Origin of the sequence: Streptomyces sp. NPDC005262 (genome assembly GCF_042872425.1) — a bacterium.
In the GTDB taxonomy this organism is placed as follows: domain Bacteria; phylum Actinomycetota; class Actinomycetes; order Streptomycetales; family Streptomycetaceae; genus Streptomyces.
Genome location: NZ_JBIAKK010000002.1, coordinates 1 through 24,356 on the forward strand (window position 1 = coordinate 1; position 24,356 = coordinate 24,356).

At 69.4% G+C, this 24,356-nt stretch carries 25 protein-coding genes and 1 pseudogene; 10 read left to right on the forward strand and 16 right to left on the reverse strand.

Annotated elements, in window-relative coordinates:
• Positions 1-457: 457 nt before the first annotated feature.
• Together ACFYP5_RS05130 and ACFYP5_RS05135 are read right to left on the reverse strand one after the other, a co-directional pair.
• Positions 458-851 (reverse strand): annotated as a pseudogene (locus ACFYP5_RS05130) (DNA-3-methyladenine glycosylase); the annotation flags it as partial.
• Between the two features lie 51 nt (positions 852-902).
• Complete coding sequence (locus tag ACFYP5_RS05135; protein ID WP_389030812.1) at positions 903-1,514, reverse strand: DNA-3-methyladenine glycosylase; 612 nt, start codon at positions 1,512-1,514, stop codon at positions 903-905.
• Positions 1,515-1,694: 180 nt separating this feature from the next.
• Between ACFYP5_RS05135 and ACFYP5_RS05140 the strand changes: the two genes are divergently transcribed.
• From ACFYP5_RS05140 to ACFYP5_RS05150, 3 genes are all read left to right on the forward strand, one after another.
• Complete coding sequence (locus tag ACFYP5_RS05140; RefSeq protein ID WP_389030815.1) at positions 1,695-2,477, forward strand: sporulation protein; 783 nt, start codon at positions 1,695-1,697, stop codon at positions 2,475-2,477.
• Positions 2,478-2,520: 43 nt separating this feature from the next.
• Positions 2,521-3,051, forward strand: coding sequence for a YbhB/YbcL family Raf kinase inhibitor-like protein (locus ACFYP5_RS05145; RefSeq protein WP_389030818.1), 531 nt, complete (start codon positions 2,521-2,523; stop codon positions 3,049-3,051).
• Between the two features lie 156 nt (positions 3,052-3,207).
• Positions 3,208-3,714, forward strand: coding sequence for an HNH endonuclease (locus ACFYP5_RS05150; protein WP_030920231.1), 507 nt, complete (start codon positions 3,208-3,210; stop codon positions 3,712-3,714).
• Between the two features lie 170 nt (positions 3,715-3,884).
• On the opposite strand, the gene ACFYP5_RS05155 is transcribed toward ACFYP5_RS05150, so the two are convergent.
• From ACFYP5_RS05155 to ACFYP5_RS05165, 3 genes are all read right to left on the reverse strand, one after another.
• Positions 3,885-4,814 (reverse strand): SPFH domain-containing protein, encoded by a 930-nt coding sequence (locus ACFYP5_RS05155; RefSeq protein WP_030920228.1) that lies wholly within the window; start codon positions 4,812-4,814, stop codon positions 3,885-3,887.
• 126 nt (positions 4,815-4,940) lie between these two features.
• Positions 4,941-5,369, reverse strand: a complete 429-nt coding sequence (locus tag ACFYP5_RS05160) for an NfeD family protein (RefSeq protein WP_093772011.1) — start codon at positions 5,367-5,369, stop codon at positions 4,941-4,943.
• Positions 5,370-5,423: 54 nt separating this feature from the next.
• Positions 5,424-6,221, reverse strand: a complete 798-nt coding sequence (locus ACFYP5_RS05165) for an ABC transporter ATP-binding protein (RefSeq protein ID WP_329164491.1) — start codon at positions 6,219-6,221, stop codon at positions 5,424-5,426.
• 123 nt (positions 6,222-6,344) lie between these two features.
• Between ACFYP5_RS05165 and ACFYP5_RS05170 the strand changes: the two genes are divergently transcribed.
• Positions 6,345-7,127 (forward strand): hypothetical protein, encoded by a 783-nt coding sequence (locus ACFYP5_RS05170; RefSeq protein ID WP_389030822.1) that lies wholly within the window; start codon positions 6,345-6,347, stop codon positions 7,125-7,127.
• A 166-nt stretch (positions 7,128-7,293) separates the two neighbouring features.
• Here the strand turns inward: ACFYP5_RS05170 and ACFYP5_RS05175 are convergent, their stop codons facing one another.
• From ACFYP5_RS05175 to ACFYP5_RS05185, 3 genes are all read right to left on the reverse strand, one after another.
• A complete protein-coding gene (locus tag ACFYP5_RS05175) occupies positions 7,294-7,542 on the reverse strand; it encodes a chaplin family protein (protein WP_030920217.1) in 249 nt (82 codons plus the stop codon).
• A gap of 147 nt (positions 7,543-7,689) precedes the next feature.
• Positions 7,690-8,334, reverse strand: coding sequence for a response regulator (locus ACFYP5_RS05180; RefSeq protein ID WP_389030825.1), 645 nt, complete (start codon positions 8,332-8,334; stop codon positions 7,690-7,692).
• Positions 8,327-9,472 carry a GAF domain-containing sensor histidine kinase gene (locus ACFYP5_RS05185; RefSeq protein WP_389030828.1) on the reverse strand — a complete coding sequence of 382 codons (1,146 nt, stop codon included), beginning with the start codon at positions 9,470-9,472 and terminating at the stop codon, positions 8,327-8,329. The genes ACFYP5_RS05180 and ACFYP5_RS05185 overlap by 8 nt, the downstream gene beginning before the upstream one ends.
• Positions 9,473-9,665: 193 nt before the next feature.
• Between ACFYP5_RS05185 and ACFYP5_RS05190 the strand changes: the two genes are divergently transcribed.
• From ACFYP5_RS05190 to ACFYP5_RS05200, 3 genes are all read left to right on the forward strand, one after another.
• Positions 9,666-10,409 (forward strand): SDR family NAD(P)-dependent oxidoreductase, encoded by a 744-nt coding sequence (locus ACFYP5_RS05190; protein WP_389030831.1) that lies wholly within the window; start codon positions 9,666-9,668, stop codon positions 10,407-10,409.
• The gene (locus ACFYP5_RS05195; RefSeq protein ID WP_389030833.1) at positions 10,406-11,509 is read left to right on the forward strand and encodes an S-adenosylmethionine:tRNA ribosyltransferase-isomerase; all 1,104 of its coding nucleotides are present in this window, start codon (positions 10,406-10,408) and stop codon (positions 11,507-11,509) included. Before ACFYP5_RS05190 ends, ACFYP5_RS05195 begins: the two co-directional genes overlap by 4 nt.
• A 285-nt stretch (positions 11,510-11,794) precedes the next feature.
• Complete coding sequence (locus ACFYP5_RS05200; RefSeq protein ID WP_389030836.1) at positions 11,795-12,538, forward strand: transglycosylase SLT domain-containing protein; 744 nt, start codon at positions 11,795-11,797, stop codon at positions 12,536-12,538.
• Positions 12,539-12,636: 98 nt separating this feature from the next.
• On the opposite strand, the gene ACFYP5_RS05205 is transcribed toward ACFYP5_RS05200, so the two are convergent.
• The gene (locus ACFYP5_RS05205) at positions 12,637-15,210 is read right to left on the reverse strand and encodes an FHA domain-containing protein (RefSeq protein WP_389030838.1); all 2,574 of its coding nucleotides are present in this window, start codon (positions 15,208-15,210) and stop codon (positions 12,637-12,639) included.
• Between the two features lie 244 nt (positions 15,211-15,454).
• Between ACFYP5_RS05205 and ACFYP5_RS05210 the strand changes: the two genes are divergently transcribed.
• Both ACFYP5_RS05210 and serB read left to right on the forward strand, forming a co-directional pair.
• On the forward strand, positions 15,455-17,113 hold the full coding sequence (locus ACFYP5_RS05210; RefSeq protein ID WP_389030841.1) for a streptophobe family protein: 1,659 nt from the start codon (positions 15,455-15,457) through the stop codon (positions 17,111-17,113).
• 165 nt (positions 17,114-17,278) lie between these two features.
• Positions 17,279-18,547 (forward strand): phosphoserine phosphatase SerB, encoded by a 1,269-nt coding sequence (gene serB, locus ACFYP5_RS05215; protein ID WP_389030843.1) that lies wholly within the window; start codon positions 17,279-17,281, stop codon positions 18,545-18,547.
• 91 nt (positions 18,548-18,638) lie between these two features.
• Here serB and ACFYP5_RS05220 read toward each other — a convergent pair whose 3' ends face one another.
• From ACFYP5_RS05220 to ACFYP5_RS05235, 4 genes are all read right to left on the reverse strand, one after another.
• Positions 18,639-19,157 (reverse strand): histidine phosphatase family protein, encoded by a 519-nt coding sequence (locus ACFYP5_RS05220; protein ID WP_030920180.1) that lies wholly within the window; start codon positions 19,155-19,157, stop codon positions 18,639-18,641.
• 74 nt (positions 19,158-19,231) lie between these two features.
• The gene (locus ACFYP5_RS05225) at positions 19,232-19,438 is read right to left on the reverse strand and encodes a hypothetical protein (protein WP_389030845.1); all 207 of its coding nucleotides are present in this window, start codon (positions 19,436-19,438) and stop codon (positions 19,232-19,234) included.
• Positions 19,439-19,682: 244 nt separating this feature from the next.
• Positions 19,683-19,799: an SGM_5486 family transporter-associated protein gene (locus ACFYP5_RS05230; protein ID WP_267005888.1), complete on the reverse strand. Its 117-nt coding sequence runs from the start codon at positions 19,797-19,799 to the stop codon at positions 19,683-19,685.
• A gap of 17 nt (positions 19,800-19,816) precedes the next feature.
• Entirely contained in the window at positions 19,817-21,133 is a 1,317-nt protein-coding gene (locus ACFYP5_RS05235) for a CynX/NimT family MFS transporter (RefSeq protein WP_389030847.1), read from the reverse strand.
• A 120-nt stretch (positions 21,134-21,253) separates the two neighbouring features.
• On the opposite strand from ACFYP5_RS05235, the gene ACFYP5_RS05240 reads away from it, so the two are divergent.
• Positions 21,254-21,928, forward strand: coding sequence for a FadR/GntR family transcriptional regulator (locus ACFYP5_RS05240; RefSeq protein WP_389030850.1), 675 nt, complete (start codon positions 21,254-21,256; stop codon positions 21,926-21,928).
• 205 nt (positions 21,929-22,133) lie between these two features.
• Here the strand turns inward: ACFYP5_RS05240 and ACFYP5_RS05245 are convergent, their stop codons facing one another.
• The 3 genes from ACFYP5_RS05245 to fabG all read right to left on the reverse strand — a co-directional run bounded on the left by ACFYP5_RS05245 (position 22,134) and on the right by fabG (position 24,156).
• Positions 22,134-22,496: a hypothetical protein gene (locus ACFYP5_RS05245; RefSeq protein ID WP_389030852.1), complete on the reverse strand. Its 363-nt coding sequence runs from the start codon at positions 22,494-22,496 to the stop codon at positions 22,134-22,136.
• A 167-nt stretch (positions 22,497-22,663) separates the two neighbouring features.
• Entirely contained in the window at positions 22,664-23,431 is a 768-nt protein-coding gene (gene fabI / locus ACFYP5_RS05250; RefSeq protein WP_313936621.1) for an enoyl-ACP reductase FabI, read from the reverse strand.
• A 5-nt stretch (positions 23,432-23,436) separates the two neighbouring features.
• A complete protein-coding gene (gene fabG / locus ACFYP5_RS05255; protein WP_389030855.1) occupies positions 23,437-24,156 on the reverse strand; it encodes a 3-oxoacyl-[acyl-carrier-protein] reductase in 720 nt (239 codons plus the stop codon).
• Between the last annotated feature and the right edge of the window lie 200 nt (positions 24,157-24,356).

Here is a 24,356-nt window from a genome sequence, read left to right on the forward strand (position 1 = left end):
GTACTCACCCTCTCGGGCTTTCCTCCGGGCTTTTCCCTTCGGTCTTGCGTTTCCGACTCTATCAGACTCTTTCGTGTCCGATTCCCGGTCGAAGCGGCCCCCTGCGAAGCAGAAGAATTTTTACTGTGCTTTCCAGGTTTCGCTTTCGCGTTTCCCTTTCCGGCGGTCCCAACCTTACCAGACCCATTTTCGTTCCGTTTCCGGTCCGAATTTGATTCCGATGGCCGTTGGAGTGGCCTTTGCCTTTCGGCGTGTTCACCACTTTAGTCGATTCCCTTAGCGGCTCATAATCGAGTCGATGGGTTCGAATTTCGGCATGCCGAAATCGCACCCGCTAGGGTGAGTCGAAGGTAGTGGTTGGTCGCTTCCGAGTGCTCAGGCCTGGTCCGATGGACCGTGCCGACAGCAGTACCCGTTCAAGCGGCTCGGACTACATTAGGCGGCCGGCAGGGGCGAGTCAAGTTGCGCGGCGGCGTGGCGCATGGGGTCGATCGGGGCTCACGGTGGGGTCGCCATCGGTCCAGAAACGCCAGGGATGCACGGTCCCGTCGCCGCCCACGCCGGTGTGTGGCCCGTTGCGTACCTGGTCGCAGGGTGGCCGGGTGCCGTGCAGTACGGCCGACGAAGCACCCGGGTGGGCGATGGCGCCGGTGCCGTTCAGGGCTTCGTCGACGTCCGGAGCGGTGGCCAGGCGGGCTGGACCTTTGGCCAGTTCTCTGTCATTGCGGGCCGAGAATCGACGATTGCGGCTGAGTTCGGCGCCCACGGATCTCACCGGTCCGGAGCAGTACACCGCTCGCCATGCACCCGGGGCCGCACGCCAGGTTCAGGCAGTGCCACATGCCGTAGGTATCGACTCCGCGCCGACCCACTGGCGAGGCGCGAGCGAGGCGCGCAGCGGCTCAGGCTCCGGCCGACGGCTTGGCTCTCGGGCTCAGTCGGTACGCCGAGACTGTTGGATCACCGGCGAGGTAGAAGCGGTGCTGCCAGTCGTGGGCTTTGCTCACGCCTACCCGAGGACCAACTCGGATGAGTGCGGCTGGTACTGGCTCACCCTCGGACAGTGTGACCGAGGCGCCTGTCAGTAGGTCTGTGCCGTTGTGCTCCGACGTGATGCCGAGCGCTTGGCAGAAGTTCCCAGGACCCCGCGCGAGACGTGGACTCTCGACCTTGCTCCCCCGCCGCTTCCGTGCCAGTTCTTCCCCTTCGATGACCCTGCCTGCCCGGATGAGGACGGCTGTGGCGATGCCGTCCGTCCCGGTGACGATGTTGGCGCACCAGTGGAGACCGTGAGACCGGTAGACGTACAGGTGTCCCGCGGGTCCGAACATGACGGCGTTCCGGGGTGTCCTGCCTCGGTAGGCGTGGGAGGCGGGGTCGGCCGCACCGGAATATGCCTCGGTCTCCGTGATGGTGATGCTCACGGTTCCCTCGGGGGTCTCGTGGGTGAGCATGGCACCGAGCAGCTGGGGGGCGACTTCTTCAGCGGGGTGAGCAAGATCCACAATGTTCATGCTGATCGCTTTGACAGCGTCCGGCCCAGCAGGTCGGGTGCCACGTCCGGTACGGGGCGGTCGAAGAAATCGCGTGTCAGCGGCGTACGGTCCAAGCCCTCGATCATGGCGGTCGAGGTTACCGGGAACCGACTACGGTCGTGGCGCGTATGTACGGGTCAGGACCAAGGAGGAGTAAACATGGGCTTCAAGCGGCTGCTCGCGAGCATGGGTGCCGGTGGTGCTTCGGTGGAGACGGAGCTGACCGAGCTCAACGTCGTACCGGGTGGGGTCGTCCAGGGCGAGGTGCGGATCCAGGGTGGTTCCGTGGCGCAGCAGATCGAGGGACTGTCGGTCGGCCTGCAGGCGCGCGTCGAGGTCGAGGGCAATGACCAGGAGACGAAGCAGGACATCGAGTTCGCCAAGCTGCGGCTCGGTGGTGCGTTCGAGGTGCAGGCCGGTGCGGTGCACGTCGTGCCGTTCGGGCTCGAGATCCCGTGGGAGACGCCGATCACGATGTTCGCCGGTCAGCATCTGCACGGCATGAACATCGGTGTGACGACCGAGCTGGAGATCGCACGGGCGCTGGACTCCGGCGACCTCGACCCGATCAATGTGCACCCGCTGCCGGCGCAGCAGGCGATCCTGGACGCGTTCGGGCAGCTGGGCTTCGGCTTCCGCAGCGCGGACATGGAGCGCGGTCACGTTCGTGGTACGCGTCAGCGGCTGCCGTTCTACCAGGAGATCGAGTTCTTCCCGCCTCAGCAGTACCGGGGGCTGAACCAGGTCGAGCTGACGTTCGTCGCGGACGACCGCGAGATGGATGTCGTCCTGGAGATGGACAAGAAGCCGGGGCTCTTCAGTGAGGGCAGCGACTCGTACCGGGCGTTCAAGGTCGGCCTGCACGACTTCCAGGGGACCGACTGGGCGGCGTACCTCAATCAGTGGCTCGCCCAGGTCGGCGGTCAGCGCAACTGGCTCTAGGGTCGGTGGCGAGTTACCGGAGCCGATCAGGAGAGGTGTTGACGTGACCGAGCCGAAGAGGCCGCCGCTTCCGCATGACTTCCATCCCGAGGTGCCGTCGTTCACGGTGGTGAGCGAGGATCTCACCCCTGGGGCCGTGCTGGCCGATGCCCAGGTGTTCGCGGCCGGGAACACCTCGCCGCAGCTGCGGTGGGAAGGGTTCCCGGCGGAGACCAAGAGTTTCGCCGTGACCTGCTTCGATCCAGATGCTCCGACGGGCAGCGGGTTCTGGCACTGGGTCGTCTTCGACATCCCGGCGTCGGTCACGGAGCTGCCGGCCGGTGCGGGCAGCGGGAAGTTCGACGGGCTGCCCGAGGGCGCTGTTCAGGTCCGTAACGACTACGGGTCGAAGGAGTTCGGCGGTGCCGCGCCGCCGCCCGGGGAGAACCACCGCTACGTCTTCACCGTGTACGCGGTGGACACCGAGAAGCTGGGGGCCGACAGCGATGCGTCGCCGGCGGTCGTCGGCTTCAATCTGCGGTTCCACACGCTGGGACGTGCCCAGCTGATCGGTGAGTACCCCGGTCCCGCCTAGTACTCGGTGAGCTGAGAGTTCCCCTGCTGTTTGCCCTGCCCTGGTCTTGGAGAGATCAGGGCAGGGCATTTTTTATTGCGTTGTCCATCACGGCCTGCCCAGCCAGAGTTGATCCGGGCCTGCCGGGGGGCGGGCGGCACACGGGAGGTGGGCGAAATGCGGGACACGCTGGTTCTCAACGCGAGCTTCGAGCCGCTGTCGACGGTGACGCTGAACCGTGCAGTGGTTCTGATCCTGCAGGACAAGGCTGTCGTCGAGCAGTCGCACCCCGATCTCCGTATGCGTGGCGCCGCCGTGGACATTCCGGTGCCCCGCGTGATCAGGCTCTGCCGGTACGTACGGGTGCCGTTCCGAAGACAGGCGCCGTGGTCCAGAAGGGGCGTGCTGATACGGGACCAGCACCGGTGCGCTTACTGCGGGCGGCGGGCGACGACCGTCGACCACGTGGTGCCGCGGGCCCAGGGCGGTCAGGACACCTGGCTCAACACGGTGGCGTCCTGTGCCGAGGACAACCACCGCAAGGCGGCCCGGACGCCGGAGCAGGCGGGGATGCCGTTGCTGCGGGAGCCCTTCGTCCCGTCGCCCGCGGAGGCGATGCTGCTGGCGATGGGGGCCGGTGAGCGGTCGGCGCTGCCGGAGTGGCTGGACCGGACTGCGGCGTAGGAGAGATACGTACATCGTCGTACCGGAAGCCCGTCTTCGTGCGTAAGAAGACGGGCTTCTCCGTGTCTGCGGATGAGCTTCGCCGATGCGGGGTTGCCGGACGGGCTCTCCGGCGTCCCCCTGGCCTGATCGGTGCGCGGTCCACCGATCAGGCCAGGGGTGTGTACGCGTCAGTCGACCGGAGGTTCCTCGCGACGCTCCTTGCCGGTGTTGAAGCCCGGGACACCGGTGCCGAGGTTGCCGAAGGCGCCGCTGAGGCCCTTGAGGGCGTCGCCGATCTCGCTCGGCACGATCCAGAGCTTGTTGGCGTCGCCTTCGGCGATCTTCGGGAGCATCTGGAGGTACTGGTACGAGAGGAGCTTCTGGTCCGGGTCGCCGGCGTGGATGGACTCGAAGACCGTACGGATGGCCTGGGCCTCGCCCTCGGCGCGCAGGGCCGCGGCCTTGGCCTCGCCTTCGGCTCGCAGGATCGCGGACTGCTTCTCGCCCTCCGCGGTGAGGATCGCGGACTGCCGCGTTCCTTCGGCCTGGAGGATCGCTGCGCGCTTGTCCCGGTCGGCCCGCATCTGCTTCTCCATCGAGTCCTGGATGGAGGTGGGCGGCTCGATCGCCTTCAGCTCGACACGGTTGACGCGGATGCCCCATTTGCCGGTGGCTTCATCGAGGACTCCGCGGAGCGCGGCGTTGATCTCCTCGCGGGAGGTCAGGGTCCGCTCCAGGTCCATGCCGCCGATGATGTTGCGGAGGGTGGTGACGGTGAGCTGCTCGATCGCCTGGATGTAGCTGGCGACTTCGTACGTCGCGGCGCGCGCGTCCGTCACCTGGTAGTAGATGACGGTGTCGATGTTGACGACCAGGTTGTCCTGGGTGATCACCGGCTGGGGCGGGAACGGGACGACCTGTTCACGGAGGTCGATCCGGTTGCGGATGGTGTCGATGAATGGAACGACGATGTTCAGGCCGGCGTTGAGCGTACGGGTGTAGCGGCCGAAGCGCTCCACGATGGCTGCGCTGGCCTGCGGGATGACCTGGATCGTCTTGATCAGGGCGATGAAGACGAGCACCACCAGAATGATCAGGACGATGATGATCGGTTGCATCGTGTTCCTCGTGCCCTTCGGTTGCCGACGGATCGCGATGATCGGGGTCGGATCTCATGAGGTCTGGATCTCATGATGATCGACATCGAGTCTGGCAGACCGCGGTCCGCCGTGTGTGCGGTTCGGTCACATGACGACGGCGGTGGCCCCGTCGATGTCCACGACGTCCACCTGCCGGCCGGGTTCGAAGCTCTGCTCCCCGTCGTATGCGCGGGCCGACCAGATCTCACCGGCCAGCTTGATGCGGCCGCCGTTGCCGTCGACCCGTTCCAGGACGACGGCCTGACGGCCCTTCAGCGCGTCGATGCCGGTGGCGAGTCGGGGCCGGTCCGCCCGGTGTCTGGCGGCGATCGGGCGGACCACCGCGATGAGCGCGACGGAGACCACGACGAAGACCAGGACCTGGGCCACGATGCCGCCGCCGAGCGCCGCGACGACCGCCGCGGCGACCGCTCCGACAGCGAACATCCCGAACTCGGGCATCGCGGTCAGCACGAGCGGAATGCCCAGCCCGACCGCGCCGATCAGCCACCACACCCACGCGTCGATGTCCACGTGGTCATGGTAGGACCGCGGGTCCCTTCGCCGACAGGGTTGCGATCAGGACATTCAGGACAGCGGAAGGCCGTGCGCGGTGTATCGCTCGCCGGCGTGCTCGACGATGAGCGGCAGACCGAAGCAGAGGGAGAGGTTGCGGGAGGTGAGCTCGGTCTCCATGGGGCCCGCGGCGAGGACCTTGCCCTGACGGATCATGAGGACGTGGGTGAAGCCCGGGGCGATCTCCTCGACATGGTGGGTGACCATGATCATGGAGGGGGCGAGGGGGTCACGGGCGAGCCGGCCGAGGCGGCGGACCAGGTCCTCGCGGCCACCCAGGTCGAGACCGGCGGCGGGTTCGTCGAGGAGGAGCAGCTCGGGGTCGGTCATCATCGCGCGGGCGATCAGCGTGCGCTTGCGCTCACCCTCGGAGAGGGTGCCGAACTTCCGGTCGAGGTACTCGGTCATGCCGAGCCGGTCGAGGAAGGCGCGGGCCCGGTCCTCGTCGACGGCGTCGTAGTTCTCGTGCCAGGTGGCGGTCATGCCGTACGCGGCGGTGAGCACCGTCTGCAGGACCGTCTGGCGCTTGGGGAGCTTCTCGGCCATGGCGACACCTGCGATACCGATGCGGGGGCGCAGGTCGAAGACGTCGGTGCCGACGCCGCCGAGCTGCTCGCCGAGGATCTTGGCGGTGCCCTTGGTCGGGAAGAGGTAGCTGGACGCGATGTTGAGGAGAGTGGTCTTGCCGGCGCCGTTCGGGCCGAGGATGACCCAGCGCTCCCCCTCCTTGACCGACCAGGAGACGTCGTCCACCAGAGCGCGTCCGTCGCGGACCACGGATACGTCCACCAGCTCCAGTACATCGCTCATGAGCGCGTTGTCTCCCCATACAGTCTCGAGATCGTCGCGTGCCTGTGGGCACAGCTCCCAGGGAAAACCTACGCCACCCCAGGAGTGCTCCAGCTCTTAGGTCCGGTTCCCTAGGCTGTCCCCATGCTTTCGGAACCACGCTCAGGGCTGCTGGCCGCATGGGGCAACGCGCTTCTGGCCGGACTTGTGTCGCCGGACGACGCGGCGCTCGCGATTGTCGGAGAGGACGCGGTGCACCGCGTCGAGGGATTGCCCGGTGAAGCGGGGCCGGTCGGGCTCACGCTCGCGCTGGGGCGGCTGCGGGGACTGGGGGCGACGGGCTTCCGGGTCGCGCTGCCGGTGTCGGGGCATCCGCTGGGGCTCAGCGGTCCGCCGGAATTCAACGCGCGGGCGCTGGAGGCGGAGGAGGCGGTGATCGCTTCCGGTGTGCCGTACGGGCTGGTGCCCGAGGTCCGGGAGGTGGGGCCGGCCGGGGATCTGCACGTCGAGGTGGTGTGGCGCTGTCTGCCGGTACGGGAGGCGCCGCCGGCCGATGTGCCGTCGCTGAGCGAGGCGGAGCGGGAGCTCGCCGAGGCCTTGCGGGACGCGACGGCGGTGCTGTCGCGGCTGGACGTGGCCGGCTCGGGGCCGGTGGCGGAAGCGGCGGTGGACGCTTACCGGGCGCGGGCGGAGCGGGGGCGGGAGGTGCTCGCTCCCGGGTATCCGCCCCGGGCGGTACGCGTGCTCGAACTGGCTCAGCGGGTGGGTCTGCTGATCTCGGTGGCGTACGAGAACGGGCACGGCGGGGCGGTGAGCGCGTCGGAGATCGCGGCGAGGGCGGATGCGTTGCGGCCGGTGGAGCGAGTGGCCCGGCGGGCTCAGGTGGCCGCGTACAACGCCTATGTGGAGAGCCGGGAGCGGGGATAGCCCGCGAGGTGGAGCACCGGGGCCGTCCGGTGGCTTCTCCGTCCTCAGCCGCCGGCCAGGATTCATGGTTGAGGTTGATGGCCCGCCACTTGGCATGTGCCGCCGCATGGTTGATGCCGGACGCATCCCTGGTCAGGGCCGTCCGGCATCAACTGGCTTGTGGTGGTCAGCGGTTCAGACCGAAGTTGCCGAACGCCGGGTTGAGCAGGCCGATCACGTTGACCGTGTTGCCGACCACGTTCACCGGGACGTGGACCGGGACCTGGATGACGTTGCCGCTGACCACGCCCGGGGAGTGGGTCGCTGCGCCGTGGGCGCCCGCGCCGTGTCCGGTGGCGGAGGCCGCGCCCGCGCCCGCGGCGATGATGCCACCGGCGATCACGGTGACGGCAGCGGCCTTCTTCAGGTTCTTCACTTCAGGATCCTCCTAGCGTCGCTGCGGCCAGCCGCCGCAGCACGCCATGGAGAACGCTCCCGGACCGAACAGGATGCGCCGTATGGGTGACATACACCCGACAGTATGAATCTCAGCCTGGAGGGAACCGGTCCGCTTCAGCCCTGATCAGCCTGCCACCCCATGCCGGACGGCCCAGAGGGCGGCCTGGGTGCGGTCCGACAGGTCCAGCTTCATCAGAATGTTCGAGACGTGCGTCTTGACCGTCTTCTCGGAGAGGACCAGCGCCCTGGCGATCTCACGGTTGGAACGGCCGTCGGCGATCAGGCCCAGCACTTCCCGCTCGCGTTCGGTGAGGGTGCTCCCCCGGCCCGTACCGCCGCCGGCGTCCTCCTGGGCGAGCAGGGCTCCGGCGACCTCCGGCTGAAGCAGGACATGGCCCGCGTACACCGAGCGGATGGCGCCGGCCAGCGCGTCCGGGTCGACGTCCTTGTACACGTAACCGGAGGCCCCCGCGCGCAGGGCGGGGACCACCGTGCGCTGCTCGGTGAAGCTGGTGACGATCAGCACCTTGGCCGGGTTCTCCAGCTCCCGGAGTCTGCGGAGCGCCTCGATGCCGTCCGTGCCCGGCATCTTGATGTCCATCAGGACCACGTCGGGATGCAGCTCCTCGCTCCTGGCCACGCCCTCCGCGCCGTCGGCCGCCTCCCCGACGACCTCTATGTCGTCCTGGATCTCCAGGAACGTACGCAGACCGCGGCGGACCACCTGGTGGTCGTCGACCAGCAGCACCCTGATGATCTTGTCAGCCACCGGGTACCTCCATCTCGATCGTGGTGCCCTTGCCGGGCGCCGATTCAACGGTGAGCCTTCCGCCGACACCGCTCGCGCGGTCCCGCATCGACACCAGGCCCAGATGACGGCCGGCCTGCCGGGTTGCCGTGGGTTCGAATCCGCAGCCGTCGTCGGTGATCCGCAGCACCGTGGCGGAGCCGCGCCGGGCCAGCGTGACGTCGACCTGCTCGGCTCCCGAGTGGCGCAGCGCATTGTGCAGGGCTTCCTGGGAGACCCTGAGCAGCGCCTCCTCCTGGGCGGCGGGCATGGCCCGTACGCCGAGGCTCTCGAAGTTGACCCGGGCGGTGTGGGCGCGGTCCAGGACCTGGATCTGGGTGCGGAGCGTCGCGACGAGGCCGTCCTCGTCGAGCGCGGCGGGGCGCAGTTCGACGACGGCGGCGCGCAGCTCGTCCACCGCCTCGGCGGCCAGCGCGGCGACCTGCTGGAGCTCGCCCTTGGCGCGGGCCGGATCGCGGTCGACCAGGGCGGCGGCGGCCTGGGCCGTCAGCCGCAGGGAGAACAGCTTCTGGCTGACCGCGTCGTGCAGCTCGTGGGCGAGCCGGGACCGTTCCTCGGCGATGGTGAGCTCACGGCTGCGCTCGTACAGCCTGGCGTTGGTGAGGGCGATGGCCGCGTGCTGGGCGAGGATCGCCAGCAGGTCCTCGTCCTGTGCGGTGAAGCCGCAGCCGCCCTGTGGCTTGGGGCACCGCTTGTTGGCGAGGAAGAGCGCGCCGATGATTTCGTCGCCGTCCCGGATCGGCAGGCCGAGGAAATCCGACATGTCGGGGTGGGCGTCGGGCCAGCCCTCGAAGCGGGGGTCCTTGCGGACGTCGGCCAGGCGCTGGGGCATCGCCTCGTGGAGCATCGCGGCGAGGATGCCGTGCTGCCGGGGCAGCGGGCCGATGGCCTTCCACTGCTCGTCGCTGACGCCGTCGACGACGAACTGGGCGAAGCCGCCGTGGTCGTCGGGGACGCCCAGGGCCGCGTACTCGGTGTCCAGCAGGTCGCGGGCCGAGGCGACGATCGTCTTCAGGACGTCACGCATTTCGAGGTGCCGGCTCATGGCGAGCAGCGCGGCACTGACCGCTGCGAGGCCCGACGGTGGGCTGTGACTCATGGCCTCACCGTACCGGCGGGGTGGCCGCGCCGTATCGGCCTGTGGACGGCGGGTGCTCAGGGCTCCGGGCCTAGGTCGAAGTTCCTGGCGGGGGTGCGGCTCATGGCCGAGGCGGGGAGCGTGGGGGCTTTCCTACGTTGGCTGTGCCGAGGGTTCATCGGCCCTTGCCGACGTACATAAGGGGACGGTTGTCATGCCTGTCGCGATGATCACGGGTGCTTCGAAGGGGCTGGGCCGTGCGCTGGCCGCGGCGCTCGCGCTGCGGGGCTGGGATCTGGTGCTGGATGCCAGGACCGCCGCGTTGCTGGAGGGGACGGCGAAGGAGCTGGCCGGGTACGGGGCGCGGGTGGTCGCGGTGCCCGGGGATGTCACGGACGCCGGGCACCGGGGGGAGCTGGTGGCCGCCGCCGTGGGGCTCGGCGGCCTCGATCTGCTGGTGAGCAATGCGAGTGCGCTGGGTGCCGAGCCGCTCGTGCGGCTCGATGCGCTGCCGTTGGACGGGCTGCGGCAGGCGTTGGAGACCAATCTGGTGGCGGCGCTCGGTCTGGTGCAGGGGGCGCTGCCGCTGCTGCGGGCCTCGGCGGCGGGCGCGGTCGTGGTGGTGAGTTCGGACGCGGCGGCGGAGCCGTACGAGACCTGGGGCGGTTACGGGGCATCGAAGGCGGCACTCGACCAGCTGGCCGCGGTGCTCGGGGTGGAGGAACCGGGGCTGCGGGTGTGGGCGGTCGATCCGGGAGACATGCAGACCGTTCTCTATGCGGCCGCGGTGCCGGACGACGACGATCCGAGACCGCTTCCGGAGAGTGTGGTGCCCTCGTTCCTGCGGCTGCTGGAGCGGCGGCCGGCGAGCGGGCGGTATGCGGCGCCGTGGCCGGCGGAGTCGGGGCCGGAAGATTCGGAGCCGGCCGGGTCGGCGTTGTCAGGGAGGGGACTGTGACCGCGCTGGAGGCGTTGAGGGTGCCCGAGGAGCTCTCGGCACGGGTGCCGGCGGAGCAGCGGGGTGCCGGGCGTGATGACGTACGGCTGCTGGTGTCGCGGGGGCAGGAGATCTCGCACCATGCGTTCCGGGAGCTGCCGGGGCAGCTGCGGGCCGGGGACGTACTCGTGGTCAATACGTCACCGACGCTGCCCGCCGCTGTGAACGGCCGGGTGGGCGGTGCACGCGTCGTCGTGCACTTCTCGACACGGGGTGAGGACGGGCGGTGGGCGGTGGAACTGCGCCACCCGGACAGGACGGGTACGACGGTGCCGCGCCGCGGCGGGCCGGCCGGAGCAGTCGTCAGTCTGCCGGGCGGCTCACGACTGGTGCTGGAGGAGCCGCTGAGCGGCGCGGGCGGTTTCGGCGCGGGGACGCTGGGTGCGGCGGTGGGGGCGAGGCTGTGGTGGGCGCGGGTGTCGGTGGAGGTGCCGGGGCTGCTGCGGCGGTACGGGCGGCCGATCCGTTACGGCTATACGGAGCGGGACCAGCCGCTGTCCGCGTATCAGACGGTCTTCGCTGTGGACTCCCCCGACGGGAGCGGATCGGCGGAGATGCCGAGCGCGGCCCGGCCGTTCACCGCGGGGCTGGTGGCCGCGCTGGTGAGCCGCGGCGTTCAGTTCGCGCCGCTGACGCTGCATACGGGGGTGGCGTCGGCGGAGGCGCACGAGCCGCCGTACCCGGAGCGCTTCGCCGTGCCGCGCGCGACGGCCTGGCTGGTCAATGCGGCGCGGGCGGGCGGTGGGAAGGTCATCGCGGTCGGTACGACGGCGGTGCGGGCGCTGGAGTCGTCGGCGGGGGTGGACGGGGTGGTGCGCGCGGCCGCCGGCTGGACGGATCTGGTGGTGACGCCGCAGCGCGGGGTGCGTGCGGTGGACGGGCTGCTGACCGGGCTGCACGAGCCGGAGGCCTCTCATCTGCTGATGCTGGAAGCTGTCGCGGGGCGGGCCGCGCTGCAGTGCGGATACGCGGAGGCGCTGCGCCATAGGTACCTCTGGCACGAGTTCGGGGACGTGCATCTGCTGCTCCCCGATCCGGAACATGACACTCCGAATTGCTGAAGCAACGTACGGCTAGCTTGTTACACGGCCGATGTGAGGCCGCGCATAGGACGCACGTCACTTACGAAGCCCACTAGTGGATGCCTAGGTCCCACATCAGTCGGCATGAGCCTGGACCGTCACGTCCGAGCGGGTCCACGATCCACTATCCGGGGTCGTACGTCACATAATTGCCACAGCATTTTGCGGCCGCTAAGAATTGCTCTCGTCCCGACGGAGATGCGAACCCGTCGCATCCGTCTTCGTCCTCCGTGAGGACCCTGCAATTCGAAGAGGTACGACTGCATGTCTACGTCCAGCATCTACAGCCGTCTTCGTCGTCTGAGCAAGACCCAGAAGCTCTCCGCCGCGGGTGTCTCCGCCGTCGCCTGCACGGCCCTCTCGCTCTCCCTCGTCCCGGCCCACGCCGAGACCCCTGCCGAGCCGCAGGCCGCCTCCGCCGCACCGGTGGTCATCGCCGGCCTCCCGCAGGCCAAGACCATCCAGGCGAGCATCATCGAGCAGCACTCCACCGCCGAGAAGCTGGTGAAGGCCGCTGACGCCGTCAAGGCGAAGCACGCCGCCGCCGCCAAGGCGAAGGCCGTCGCGAAGGCCAAGGCTGCCGCGAAGGCCAAGGCGAAGGCGAAGGCCGCCGCGAAGGCCAAGGCCGATGTCGCGAAGCGGTCCTCCCAGGCCGCCAGCCGCTCCGCCGCCCGCACCCCGGTCTACGCCGACAACCTGAACGGCTGGATCACCGAGGCGCTGGACATCATGAAGGCCCACGGCATCCCGGGCTCGTACGACGGCCTGCACCGCAACATCATGCGCGAGTCCACCGGTAACCCGAACGCGGTCAACGGCTGGGACGTCAACGCCCAGAACGGCACCCCGTCCTGCGGCCTGCTGCAGGTCATCCAGCCGACGTTCAACGCGTACCACGTCTCCGGTACGTCGACGAACATCTACGACCCGGTCGCCAACATCACCGCCGCGGCCAACTACGCCGCCGACCGGTACGGCTCGATCGACAACGTCAACAGCGCGTACTGATCAGCCGAAGACAGCGTGTACAACGCCGAAGGGCGGCACCCCATTCCGGGTGCCGCCCTTCGGCGTTCCGTGCGTGCTGTGCAGGCCGCTCCGCCGCCCTACTTGCGCATGACCTCCGGCTCGTGGCGGCGCAGCAGGCGCGCCACCGCGAAGCCGCAGACGGTGCCGAGGAACAGCAGCACCGCGATGTTCATCCCCCACTGACCGGCCGTGTGCTCCCACAGCGGGTCGAGGTCGGTCGGGTTCTTCTGGTCCCACGGCGGCATCAGGTGCGCCAGGTCGAGCGTCGAGCCCGCGGCCGCGATGGCCCAGCGGGACGGCATCAGCCAGGCGAACTGCTCCAGGCCGGGCGATCCGTACACCTGGAAGAGGATGCCGGTGAAGACGACCTGGACGATCGCGAACATGACCAGCAGCGGCATGGTCTTCTCCGCGGTCTTCACGAGCGAGGAGATCACCAGGCCGAACATCATCGAGGTGAAACCCAGCGCGATGATCGTGACGCAGAGCTCGACGGCCGGCGGCATGATCAGGCCCTCTTCGGGCAGGTCGCGGATGGCGAAGCCGATGCCGCAGATGATCACGCCCTGGATGGCCGTGATCACGCCGAGGACGATCACCTTGGACATCAGATAGGCGGAGCGGGAGAGGCCGGTGGCCCGTTCCCGTTCGTAGATGACACGTTCCTTGATCAGTTCTCGTACGGAGTTGGCCGCACCCGAGAAGCACATGCCGACCGCGAGGATCAGCATGATCGTTCCGGCGTCTCCGTTGAACTTCGACGGCGGCTTCGGAGGGGCCAGGCCGAAGTCGGCCGGGATGACCACGCTCACGATGCCGAGGACCGCGGGCAGGATCACCATCAGACCGATGAAGCCCTTGTCGGACGCGATCACCGACACGTATCGGCGGATCAGTGTCCACAGCTGCGTCATCCAGCCCTGCGGCTTCGGCGGACGCATCTGCTGCGGCGGCGGCATGTGTACGGACTGTGCGGCGACGGCGTCGATGTCCGCGGCGTACATCTGGTAGTGCTGCGAGCCGCGCCAGCGGCCCGCCCAGTCGTAGTCGCGGTAGTTCTCGAACGCGGAGAAGACGTCGGCCCAGGTTGTGTAGCCGAAGAAGTTCAGCGCTTCCTCCGGCGGACCGAAGTAGGCGACGGAACCGCCCGGCGCCATGACGAGCAGCTTGTCGCAGATCGCCAGCTCGGCGACCGAGTGCGTGACGACGAGGACCGTACGGCCGTCGTCGGCGAGGCCACGCAGCAGCTGCATGACATCGCGGTCCATGCCCGGATCGAGGCCTGAGGTCGGCTCGTCCAGGAAGATCAGCGAAGGCTTGGTGAGCAGCTCGAGGGCGACGGAGACACGCTTGCGCTGGCCACCGGAGAGCGAGGTGACCTTCTTGTCCTTGTGGATGTCGAGCTTGAGCTCGGCGAGGACCTCATGGATCCGGGACTGGCGCTCGGCCTCGGTGGTGTCCGCGGGGAAGCGCAGCTTGGCCGCGTACTTGAGCGCCTTGGTGACCGTGAGTTCCTTGTGCAGGATGTCGTCCTGCGGGACCAGGCCTATGCGCTGGCGCAGCTCGGCGAACTGCTTGTACAGGTTCCGGTTGTCGTAGAGGACATCGCCCTGGTTGGCGGGCCGGTAGCCGGTGAGCGCCTTGAGCAGGGTGGACTTGCCGGAACCGGACGGGCCGATGACCGCGATGAGCGACTTCTCCGGGACGCCGAACGAGACGTCCTTGAGGATCTGCTTCCCGCCGTCGACCGTCACCGTGAGGTGCCGGGCGGAGAAGGAGACCTCACCGGTGTCGACGAACTCCTCGAGCCGGTCGCCGACCAGACGGAACGTCGAGTGACCGACACCGACGATGTCGTTCGGGCCGATGAGCGCGGAGCCGGACTTGTGGAGCGGCTGACCGTTGACGTACGTGCCGTTGTGGGAACCGAGATCGCGGATCTCGAAGCGGCCGTCGGGGGTCGCGTGGAACTCGGCGTGGTGGCGCGAGACCTGGAGGTCGGAGACGACGAGTTCGTTCTCCAGCGCACGGCCGATGCGCATCACACGGCCGAGGTCCAGCTGGTGGAACGTGGTCGGGCTGCGGTCGCCGTAGACCGGCGGGGCCCCCGCGGCACCGCCGGGACCACCTGCGCCGGGTGTCTTTGTCATGCCCTGCTGGTGCGGCACCTGAGGCTGCTGGTGCGGAGCGGGCTGTTGCGGCCGGCCCTGCGGTGCCTGCTGCCAGCCCTGCTGCTGGGGCTGCTGCGACGCGGGATCCGGCCAGCCGGCACCACCCTGCTGGGGCTGCTGTGCGGGGGCCTGCTGCGCGCCCGCACCCTGACCGCTGTACACATCGGCGCCCGCGCCGGATCCGCTGAAGCTCAGCCGCGGTCCGTCAGTGGCGTTGCCCAGGTGCACGGCGGAACCCGGCCCGATGTCCATCTGATGGATCCGCTGACCCTGTACATAGGTGCCGTTGGTGGAGCCGTGGTCCTCGATGAACCAACTGCGGCCCCCCCAGCTGATCGTGGCATGCCGCCACGACACCCTGGCGTCGTCGATCGTCAGGTCGCCCTGCGGATCGCGCCCGAGGGTGTACGGCCTGGACGGATCGAGCGTCCAGGTCCTTCCATTCAATTCCAGTACGAGTTCCGGCACTCCGCGCCCCACTAGTTGTCCCCCGAGTTACCCCCATCACAGGGAGTCTAGGGATGCTGAACATCGTGGGGAACTATTCCAGGAGCAGTCCCCGATACGAAAGTCGGGCCGGTTCAGGACCGTGACGAGACCTGCGCCCACGCGCCGTTGACTCGGGAGAAACATGCTCGGAGAGTGGTAAGCGCCCATGAGTGCGTACGGATCATGAGCGAATAGGTCAACCCAGGGCATCTCGGGGCGAATTGAGGGGGTCCTGATGGCGAGGGACGTGCGCGGGGGCGGCGGCGGTACGGGGCATATCCCTTGGGGGGATGCGGTGTTGGCCGCCATCGCCTCGGTCGGCTGGGCGATGGTCGCGATGGCGGGGACGGCGGCCCTGGGACTGCATCTGCTCGGCGCCGACTCGGCGGGGGCGCTGGGGCCGATGACGGCGGCCGTTGTGGTGCTGGGGGCGGGCGGATCGGTCTCTCCGTCGGGCGATGTCTCGGCGTTCGGGCTGGACGCGTCCGAGGCGCACGCCGCCCTGTCGGTCACACCGCTGGGGGTGGGGCTGGCGGGTGCGCTGTTCCTCTCCTTCTTCTTCCTGCGGTCGCTGCGCGGGGCGGGAGCAGTCCTGCCCGGTGCCGAATTCGCGGTCCGCGCAGGAGCGGTGGTGGTGATGTTCGTCGCCGTGCTCGGCGGTCTGGCCTGGGCCGGTCACGACGTCGTGACGATCGACGGTGCGTCCCTGGGCCTGGACGAGGTGCCGGGGGCGGGCGGCGATGCCCCCGGTGGGGCCGGGGGCATCGGTGACCTGCTGCCGGACGGGCTCGGCGATCTGGGTGACCTCGGCGGGCTGCTGCCGGACCGGCTGGCGGATCTCGCAAGGGCGCAGGCCCATGTCGGGTTCACGGTCGACACGGTGAAGTCTCTGGCGGGCGGGGCCTGCTGGGTGCTCGGGGTACTGGTGATCGCAGTTCTGGCCTCGCGTCGTACACCGTTGCCGTCCCGTCTGGCACGGCTGCACCGGACCGTACGTCCGGCGGTGTCCGCGCTGGTGTCGGTGCTGCTCGTGGCGGTGGTCGCCGGGTGCGCGGCAGCGGCGTACGCGGCGGTCGGCGACGACCACCCGAAACGGATCGCGGGGGCAGCGCTGCTCGGGGCGCCGAACGGGACGTGGCTCGGGGTGCCGCTCGGCCTCTTCGTGCCGTGGGACGGGCAGGCGACCGGAGAGTTGGCCGAGCTGCTGCCCGATCCGCTGGACCAGCTGCTGCGGGTGTCCGCCGACGAACCGGTGACGGTCGGGCGGCTGGCCGAACTGGACCACCGGGTCTGGCTGCTGGCGGTCGCCGCCGCGGTGATGATGCTGTACGCGGGAATGCTGGCCGCGACACGTACCGATCGGGGAGGGGCGACCGCCGCCCGGTTCGCGGGGCGGTGTGCGCTGCGGCTCGGAGGCGTGACGGCGGCGGCCCTGCCGCTGCTGGTGTGGCTGACGCAGGTGTCCGCGGACGGATCGCTTTCGGTGCTGGGCTTCGATGCGTTCGGGGCCGGGATCGAACTGCACGGGCATCCGGGGACGGCCGCGGTACTGGGCGCGCTGTGGGGTGCGGGTGCGGGTGGGGTGGGGGCACTGGCGGCGTGCGGGGCGGGAGCGGTACCTGCGGTTCCCGCCGGGTCATCGGGCCGGGGTGGCGACGAGGGGGGTGGAGGTGGTCCGGTGCATGGGCCGTACACGCCGTCGCGGCCGTACCGGCCGTCGCACGCGGAGACCAACCCGTATCTGCGCCCGCATCCGGCGGACGCGATCCATGGGGCGCCGACGGTGGTGGGACCGATCGTCCCGCCCGCCGCTCCGAAGGTGCCGCCCCCGGGGCCCGGGCCGGCGCCGCGGGACGGGGCACCGCCGCCCGACCGGCCGCCCGCCCGGGGGTGAACGTGTCTCCCCGGCCGTCGGGCGGGCACGAGAACGCCAGGTGAAAGCTCCGTTCCCGAGCGCCGCACCGGCTTGGAAACGCGCCGGTCGGGAATCCCTACCCGGTGTCCGGTCCGCGGGACGGGGCTTCGGGCGGGTGAGGCGGACCGATACGGTGGAGGCACCATGAGCGCATCTCAGCCCCCTCAGTCCTCCTCGTCTCCCGAGCCCCCTGAGGCCCGTCAGGGCACCGACACCCCCACCCTTCTCGTCAAGATCTTCGGCAAGGACCGCCCCGGCATCACCGCCGGGCTCTTCGACACGCTCGCCGCCTACGCGGTCGACGTCGTCGACATCGAGCAGGTCGTCACCCGTGGCCGTATCGTCCTGTGCGCGCTGGTCACCGCTCCCACCGGTGGCAGCGCCGCGGCCGGCACCACCGAGGGCGATCTGCGGGCGACCGTGCACAGCTGGGCCGAATCGCTGAAGCTGCAGGCCGAGATCATCTCCGGGACCGGTGACAACCGGCCGCGTGGTTACGGGCGCTCCCATGTGACCGTGCTCGGACACCCGCTGACCGCCGAGTCGACCGCGGCCATAGCGGCCACGATCACGTCGACGGGCGGCAACATCGACCGCATCTTCCGGCTGGCGAAGTACCCGGTCACGGCCGTCGAGTTCGCCGTGTCCGGCACCGAAACCGCTGAGCTGCGGACCGCACTGGCCACCGAGGCCGCCGGGATCGGGGTCGATGTCGCCGTCGTATCAGCCGGACTGAGCCGCCGTGCGCAGCGGCTGGTCGTCATGGATGTCGATTCGACGCTCATCCAGGACGAGGTCATCGAACTGTTCGCGGCCCACGCCGGCTGTGAGGACAAGGTCGCCGAGGTGACCGCGCAGGCGATGCGCGGCGAGCTCGATTTCGAGCAGTCGCTGCACGCGCGGGTGGCGCTGCTGGCGGGGCTCGACGTGTCGGTGGTGGACAAGGTGCGCGCCGAGGTGCGGCTGACGCCCGGCGCCCGCACGCTGATCCGCACGCTGAAGCGTCTCGGCTACCAAGTGGGCGTCGTCTCCGGCGGGTTCACCCAGGTCACCGACGATCTGAAGGAACGGCTCGGGCTCGACTTCGCCTCTGCCAACACGCTGGAAGTGGTCGACGGCAAGCTCACCGGCCGGGTCGTCGGCGACATCGTGGACCGGGCGGGCAAGGCCAGGCTGCTGCGCAGCTTCGCCGAGCAGGCCGGGGTCCCGCTTGCGCAGACCGTCGCGATCGGTGACGGCGCAAATGACCTGGACATGCTGAACACGGCCGGCCTCGGGGTCGCCTTCAACGCCAAGCCGGTCGTCCGCGAGGCCGCGCACACCGCGGTGAACGTGCCGTTCCTGGACACCGTGCTGTATCTGCTCGGGATCACCCGTGAGGAGGTCGAGGCCGCCGACGGTCTCGTCGGCTGACCGACCGGCCTCGCGCCTCGCGTACGCGAGAGGCCCCGGCACTCGTGACCATGTGTCCCGTGCCGGGGCCTTTCCGTGTACTGCGGCGTGATCAGTCGTTCGGCGTCCAGTACTCGACGAGCTTGCCCACCCCGTGCTCCACGCCCTTCCAGGAGCCGGAGAACTCGATCACGGCGAACGCGGCGGTCGGGAAGCCGCCACGGGTCATCCGGGCCATGGTCTCGCCCTCCGCAGAACCGGCCAGGGCGTCGGCGACGGCGTGCATGCCGGGGTTGTGGCCGATGAGAAGCAGGTTCTGCACGTCGTCGGGGGTCTCGTTGAGCAGGGCGATCAGTTCGCCGAGAGAGGCCTCGTACAGCCGCTCCTCGTACACGGTCCTGGGCCGGTGAGGCATCTCGTGCACCGCCAGCTTCCAGGTCTCGCGCGTCCTGACGGCGGTCGAGCACAGGGCCAGATCGATGACGATGCCGGAGTCGACGAGTTTGCGGCCTGCCACGGGGGCATCCTTGCGGCCACGCTCCGCGAGCGGCCGCTCATGGTCGGAGTCCTGCGACCATTCCGCCTTTGCATGCCTGAGTAGGACGATCCTGCGAGGTGTATCGACGCTCATACACCTCAGCTTCGCACGAAATGAGCCGCCCGGCGCAGGGTGTTGGAGGGCTCCCCCACTGCGGGTGAACGGGGTCAGCGGGCCAGCAGCTCCACGATTCGCTCAAGCAGCTGACCGATCGCCGAGTCGCCCGTCGCGGCGTGCGCCTCGCCGGATCCGGAGATCAGCAGCAGCAGTGCGGCGAACGCGACCGCGGGCAGCACGACGGCCCACCACGGCAGCCTTACCTCGACACCGGCCGAGGCCGGGCGGGGAGATCGGGTGTAGGTACGGGCCGCCATGTCCGCCTCCGTGGGCCATCGGTTCTGATACTCAGAACTTACGGATGCGGGGGTGCCGGTCCCATCCGGCGACCCACCCACTTCACCCTGACCCTGGCCCCCTAGGGGATGGTGGTGCTAGCCCCACCATCGGCCCCGCCGGCGGAACGCGCGAGGAGCGCAGGCCGGGCAGGAGGCGGCGCGGTCCGAGGCGTCGGACAGAGGCGCCGAGGGAAACGTCGGGGGGAGGCTTCAGGGAGAGGCGTCAGGGAGAGGCGACCGAGGCGATCACTCCGATGATCACCGTGATCAGGAGCATCGCCCCGAGCACGAGGAGAAGCTTCTTCTGACCGTTCTGAGGATTCGGATCGAGAACTGGCATGGGGCCAGTCTCGCATCTCAGCATTCGTCCTCGATCGTCCGGTCCCGCCCGGCCAGGATCCCCGCCACCATCTGCGGCACCATCAGGCCCGCCATCAGCGCGATCGGCAGCCCCCAACCGCCGCTGTGCTGGTACAGCACGCCGACGAGCAGCGGACCGGGGATCGAGATCAGATAGCCGGTCGACTGGGCGAACGCTGACAGCCGGACCACTCCGGCGCCGCTGCGGGACCGCATGCCGATCATGGTGAGGGCGAGCGGGAAAGCGCAGTTGGCGATGCCGAGGAGCAGTGCCCAGGCCCAGGCGCCGCCGGCCGGTGCGAAGTAGAGGCCCGCGTAGCCGACGAGGCCGCAGGCGCAGAGGAAGACGACGATCGGGCCCTGGTTCTTCATCCGGGCGGCCACCCGCGGGATGACGAAGGCGAGTGGCACACCCATGGCCATGGTCACCGCGAGCAGGACGCCCGCCGTGCCAGCCGAGACCCCGGCGTCACGGAAGATCTGCGGCATCCACCCCATGGCGATGTACGCGGCGGTGGCCTGCAGACCGAAGAAGCAGGCGAGACCCCAGGCGGTGCGGCTGCGGGTGATCCGCAGCGCCGGGGCATCCCCGTGCTGCTGGGTGGTGGCGTGTCCGGCGGCGCCTCGGCCGCCCCGCATCAGCGGGATCCAGGGCAGGACCGCCGCGGCGGCGAGAGCGGCCCAGATCCCGAGACCGGCCTTCCAACTGCCACCGAGTACATCGGTCATGGGCACGGTGACGGCTGCGGCGAGCGCGGTGCCGAGGGCCAGCGCCATCGAGTAGAGGCCGGTCATGGAGCCGACCCGGTCCGGGAACCAGCGCTTGACGATCACCGGCATCAGGACGTTGCTGACGGCTATACCCATGAGGGCGAGCGCGCTGGCCGCGAGGAAGCCGGCCGTGGAGCCGGCGAACGGCCGGAGCGCCAGACCGGCCGCGATGGCGACCATGCCGGCACAGACGACCGCACCGGGGCCGAAGCGGCGGGCGAGGCGCGGCGCCATGATGCCGAAGACCGCGAAGCACAGCGGCGGCACGGAGGTGAGGACACCGGCGACGCTGCCGCTCATGTGCAGCCCGTCCCGTACCTCTTCGAGAAGAGCGCCGAGGCTGGTGATGGCGGGGCGGAGGTTGAGCGCGGTGAGGACGAGACCGACGGCGACCAGACGAAGCACCCAGGGGGCGGGTCCGGCCGGGCCGGAGGCGGTCTGCGGTGCCGGGGAGTCCATGGCGGGGGCGGTCGCCGTGGCGGGGTGCGGGCTCTGGGGCCGGGTCGAGGTCCGGGTCCGGTGCTGGGTCTCGTCTTCGGGCATGGGTCCATCATAGAATCATGGGATGATTGATTGTCCACTCGTCCGAGAGCCTTCGGAGACCTCCGAGAGGACCGGGAACCGGGGAATCCGGCGGCCCCGAGGATCCGCGCAAGGAGCATCATGGCTTTGACGTCCCCGCGGCGGTCGGCGCTCGCCGACCAGGTGATCGCGCAGCTGAGGAACCAGATCACCTCGGGCGAGTGGCCCGTCGGTTCGCGGATTCCGACCGAACCCGAACTGGTGGAGCAGCTGGGGGTGGCCCGCAACACCGTCCGCGAGGCGGTGCGCGCGCTCGCGCACAACGGGCTGCTGGACATCCGGCAGGGGTCGGGCACGTATGTCGTCGCCACCAGTGAGCTGGCCGGCGTGATGCACCGCCGGTTCGCGTCCGCCGACCCGCGTCATGTCGCCGAGCTGCGGTCGACGCTGGAGTCTTCAGCGGCCCGGCTGGCAGCCGCCCGGCGCACCGAGCGGGACCTGAAGCAGCTGGACGCGCTCATGGCGCGGCGCGAGGAGACCTGGGCCGCGGGCGACGTCGAGGCGTTCGTGGCCGCGGATGCGACGCTGCACCTGGCCGTGGTCGCCGCCTCGCACAATGACGTGCTGACGGGCCTCTACGCCGACCTGGGGGATCTGCTGCGCGACTATCTGCGGGTCGATGTCGGGCACGAGCTACGGCCGGAGAACCATATGGACCATGCGCGGCTGGTCGAGGCGATCCGCGCCGGTGACGCGGAGACGGCGGCCGCCGAGGCCGCGAGTCATGCGCTGAGCTGCCTGGTGGACCGGGTCTGATCCGGATGCCCCGGAAGAGGGAAGAGGTGTTCCTCCGCCTATAAGGGCTGTCCCGTAATCCCTGGTGGATCAGGGCGCGGCGTCGGATGCGGTGCATCGCAAGGCGGAGGGGCGTCATCGTACCGGGCGTATTCGGGCATTCCGACAACGCAGTGAGGTGCCGTAGCTGTCGTCGTGCGCCCCGCCAGGGATTGCGGGACAGCCCTTAGACCCGTTGGTGGGTGATCCAGACGGAGGCGACTTCCTTCCAGCAGCGGTCGTCCATCCGTACCGTCTGTCCGGGGGCGACGTCGACCGGTACGCCGTCCGCGTCGATGTCCCACCAGCGGTCGCATTCGGTGTGCAGCTGCACCCGGTCGTTGGTGGGGTACGGGTTGTGGCAGTAGGCGACCACCCAGGAGCCCTGGACCGACGTACGGCAGTCGGCACCGTGCGGGTCCGGGACGGGGGCGGTCGGCGCGGACGCCCCGAGCCACCCCAGGCCGGATATGCCCAGGGGGAGGACAAGTGCGGCGACGCCGATCGAGGCCGCCAGCAGGGCCCAGGTTCGGCGACGTATGGGGCGCACAGCGACCTCCTCCCGCAGCCTGACCAAAAGTCCGGTTCCACCACATTCTGCGGTGCATCGACCATCTTTTCGACCTGAGCGCCGAACGGCCGGGCGGGGACGTACGACGGCCGCGCATCACCTGCTCGGAGGTGGTACGCGGCCGTTTCGTACAGGGTTCTACGAGGTCAGGCACCCATCATGTGCACGCCACCGTCGACGTGGATGATCTCGCCCGTGGTCTTCGGGAAGAAGTCCGAGAGCAGCGCGACGACACCGCGGCCGGCCGGCTCCGGGTCGGCCATGTTCCAGGCGAGCGGGGAACGGGTGTTCCAGACGTCCGCCAGCTCCGAGAAGCCCGGGATGGACTTCGCGGCCATCGAGCCGATCGGGCCGGCCGAGATCAGGTTGCAGCGGATGTCGTCCTTGCCCAGGTCGCGGGCGAGGTAACGGGAGGTGGCCTCCAGCGCGGCCTTGGCCGGGCCCATCCAGTCGTACTGCGGCCAGGCGAACTGTGCGTCGAAGGTGAGGCCGACGATCGAGCCGCCCTCGCTCATCAGCGGCTTGCAGGCCATGGCGAGCGACTTCAGCGAGAACGCCGAGACGTGCATCGCGGTGGCGACGGACTCGAACGGGGTGTTGAGGAAGTTGCCGCCGAGCGCGTCCTGCGGCGCGAAGCCGATGGAGTGGACGACGCCGTCCAGCGAACCGAGCTCCTCACGGACCAGGCCTTCGAGCCGGTCCAGGTGCTCGGTGTTGGTCACGTCCAGCTCGATGACCTTGGCGGGCTTGGGCAGCTTCTTGGCGATGCGCTCCGTCAGCGTGGGCCGGGGGAAGGCGGTCAGGATGACTTCGGCACCCTGCTCCTGGGCCACCTTGGCGGTGTGGAAGGCGATGGACGACTCCATCAGCACACCGGTGATGAGGATGCGCTTGCCGTCGAGAATTCCGATCATGGTGGTCAGTGACCCATGCCCAATCCGCCGTCAACGGGGATGACGGCTCCAGTGATGTACGACGCGTCGTCGGAGGCGAGGAAGCGCACCGCGGCGGCGATCTCCCCGGGCTGCGCGTAACGGGCCAGCGGCACCTGGGCGACGATGCCCTTGCGCTGCTCCTCGGTGAGCGCCTGGGTCATGTCGGTGTCGACAAAACCGGGCGCGACGACGTTGAAAGTGATGTTCCGCGAGCCGAGCTCGCGCGCCAGCGACCGGGCGAAGCCGACCAGACCGGCCTTCGAGGCGGCGTAGTTGGCCTGCCCCGCCGAGCCGAGGAGACCGACGACCGAGGAGATGAGGACGACGCGGCCCTTCTTGGCGCGCAGCATGCCGCGGTTGGCGCGCTTGACGACCCGGAAGGTGCCGGTGAGGTTGGTGTCGAGTACGGACGTGAAGTCCTCCTCGGACATCCGCATCAGCAACTGGTCCTTGGTGATACCGGCGTTGGCGACCAGCACCTCGACCGGACCGTGCTTCTCCTCGATCTCCTTGTAGGCCTGCTCCACCTGCTCGCCGTCGGTGATGTCGCACCGGACGGCCAGAACGCCGGCCTCGGTGAGGGCCTGGGGCGGCTCGCCCGAGCGGTACGTGATCGCGACCTTGTCGCCGTTGTCGGCGAAAGCGCGGGCGATGGCGAGGCCGATGCCCCGGTTTCCTCCGGTGACGAGAACCGAGCGGCTCAACGGATCACCCTTTCGATAGCGGTCTGGTACCTCGAAAACCTATCGGTACCAGGTGCTCCACGGGGAATCGGCCCCTGACAGTGGCTTCCGCAAGGCACTGTGGGGTTCCTACAGTGCCTCGCCCCGCACCGCCGGATCCGCTTCGGAAAAATACGGGAAAACCAGAGGCCCCTGACGGGCTCGCACCGCATGATTCACTG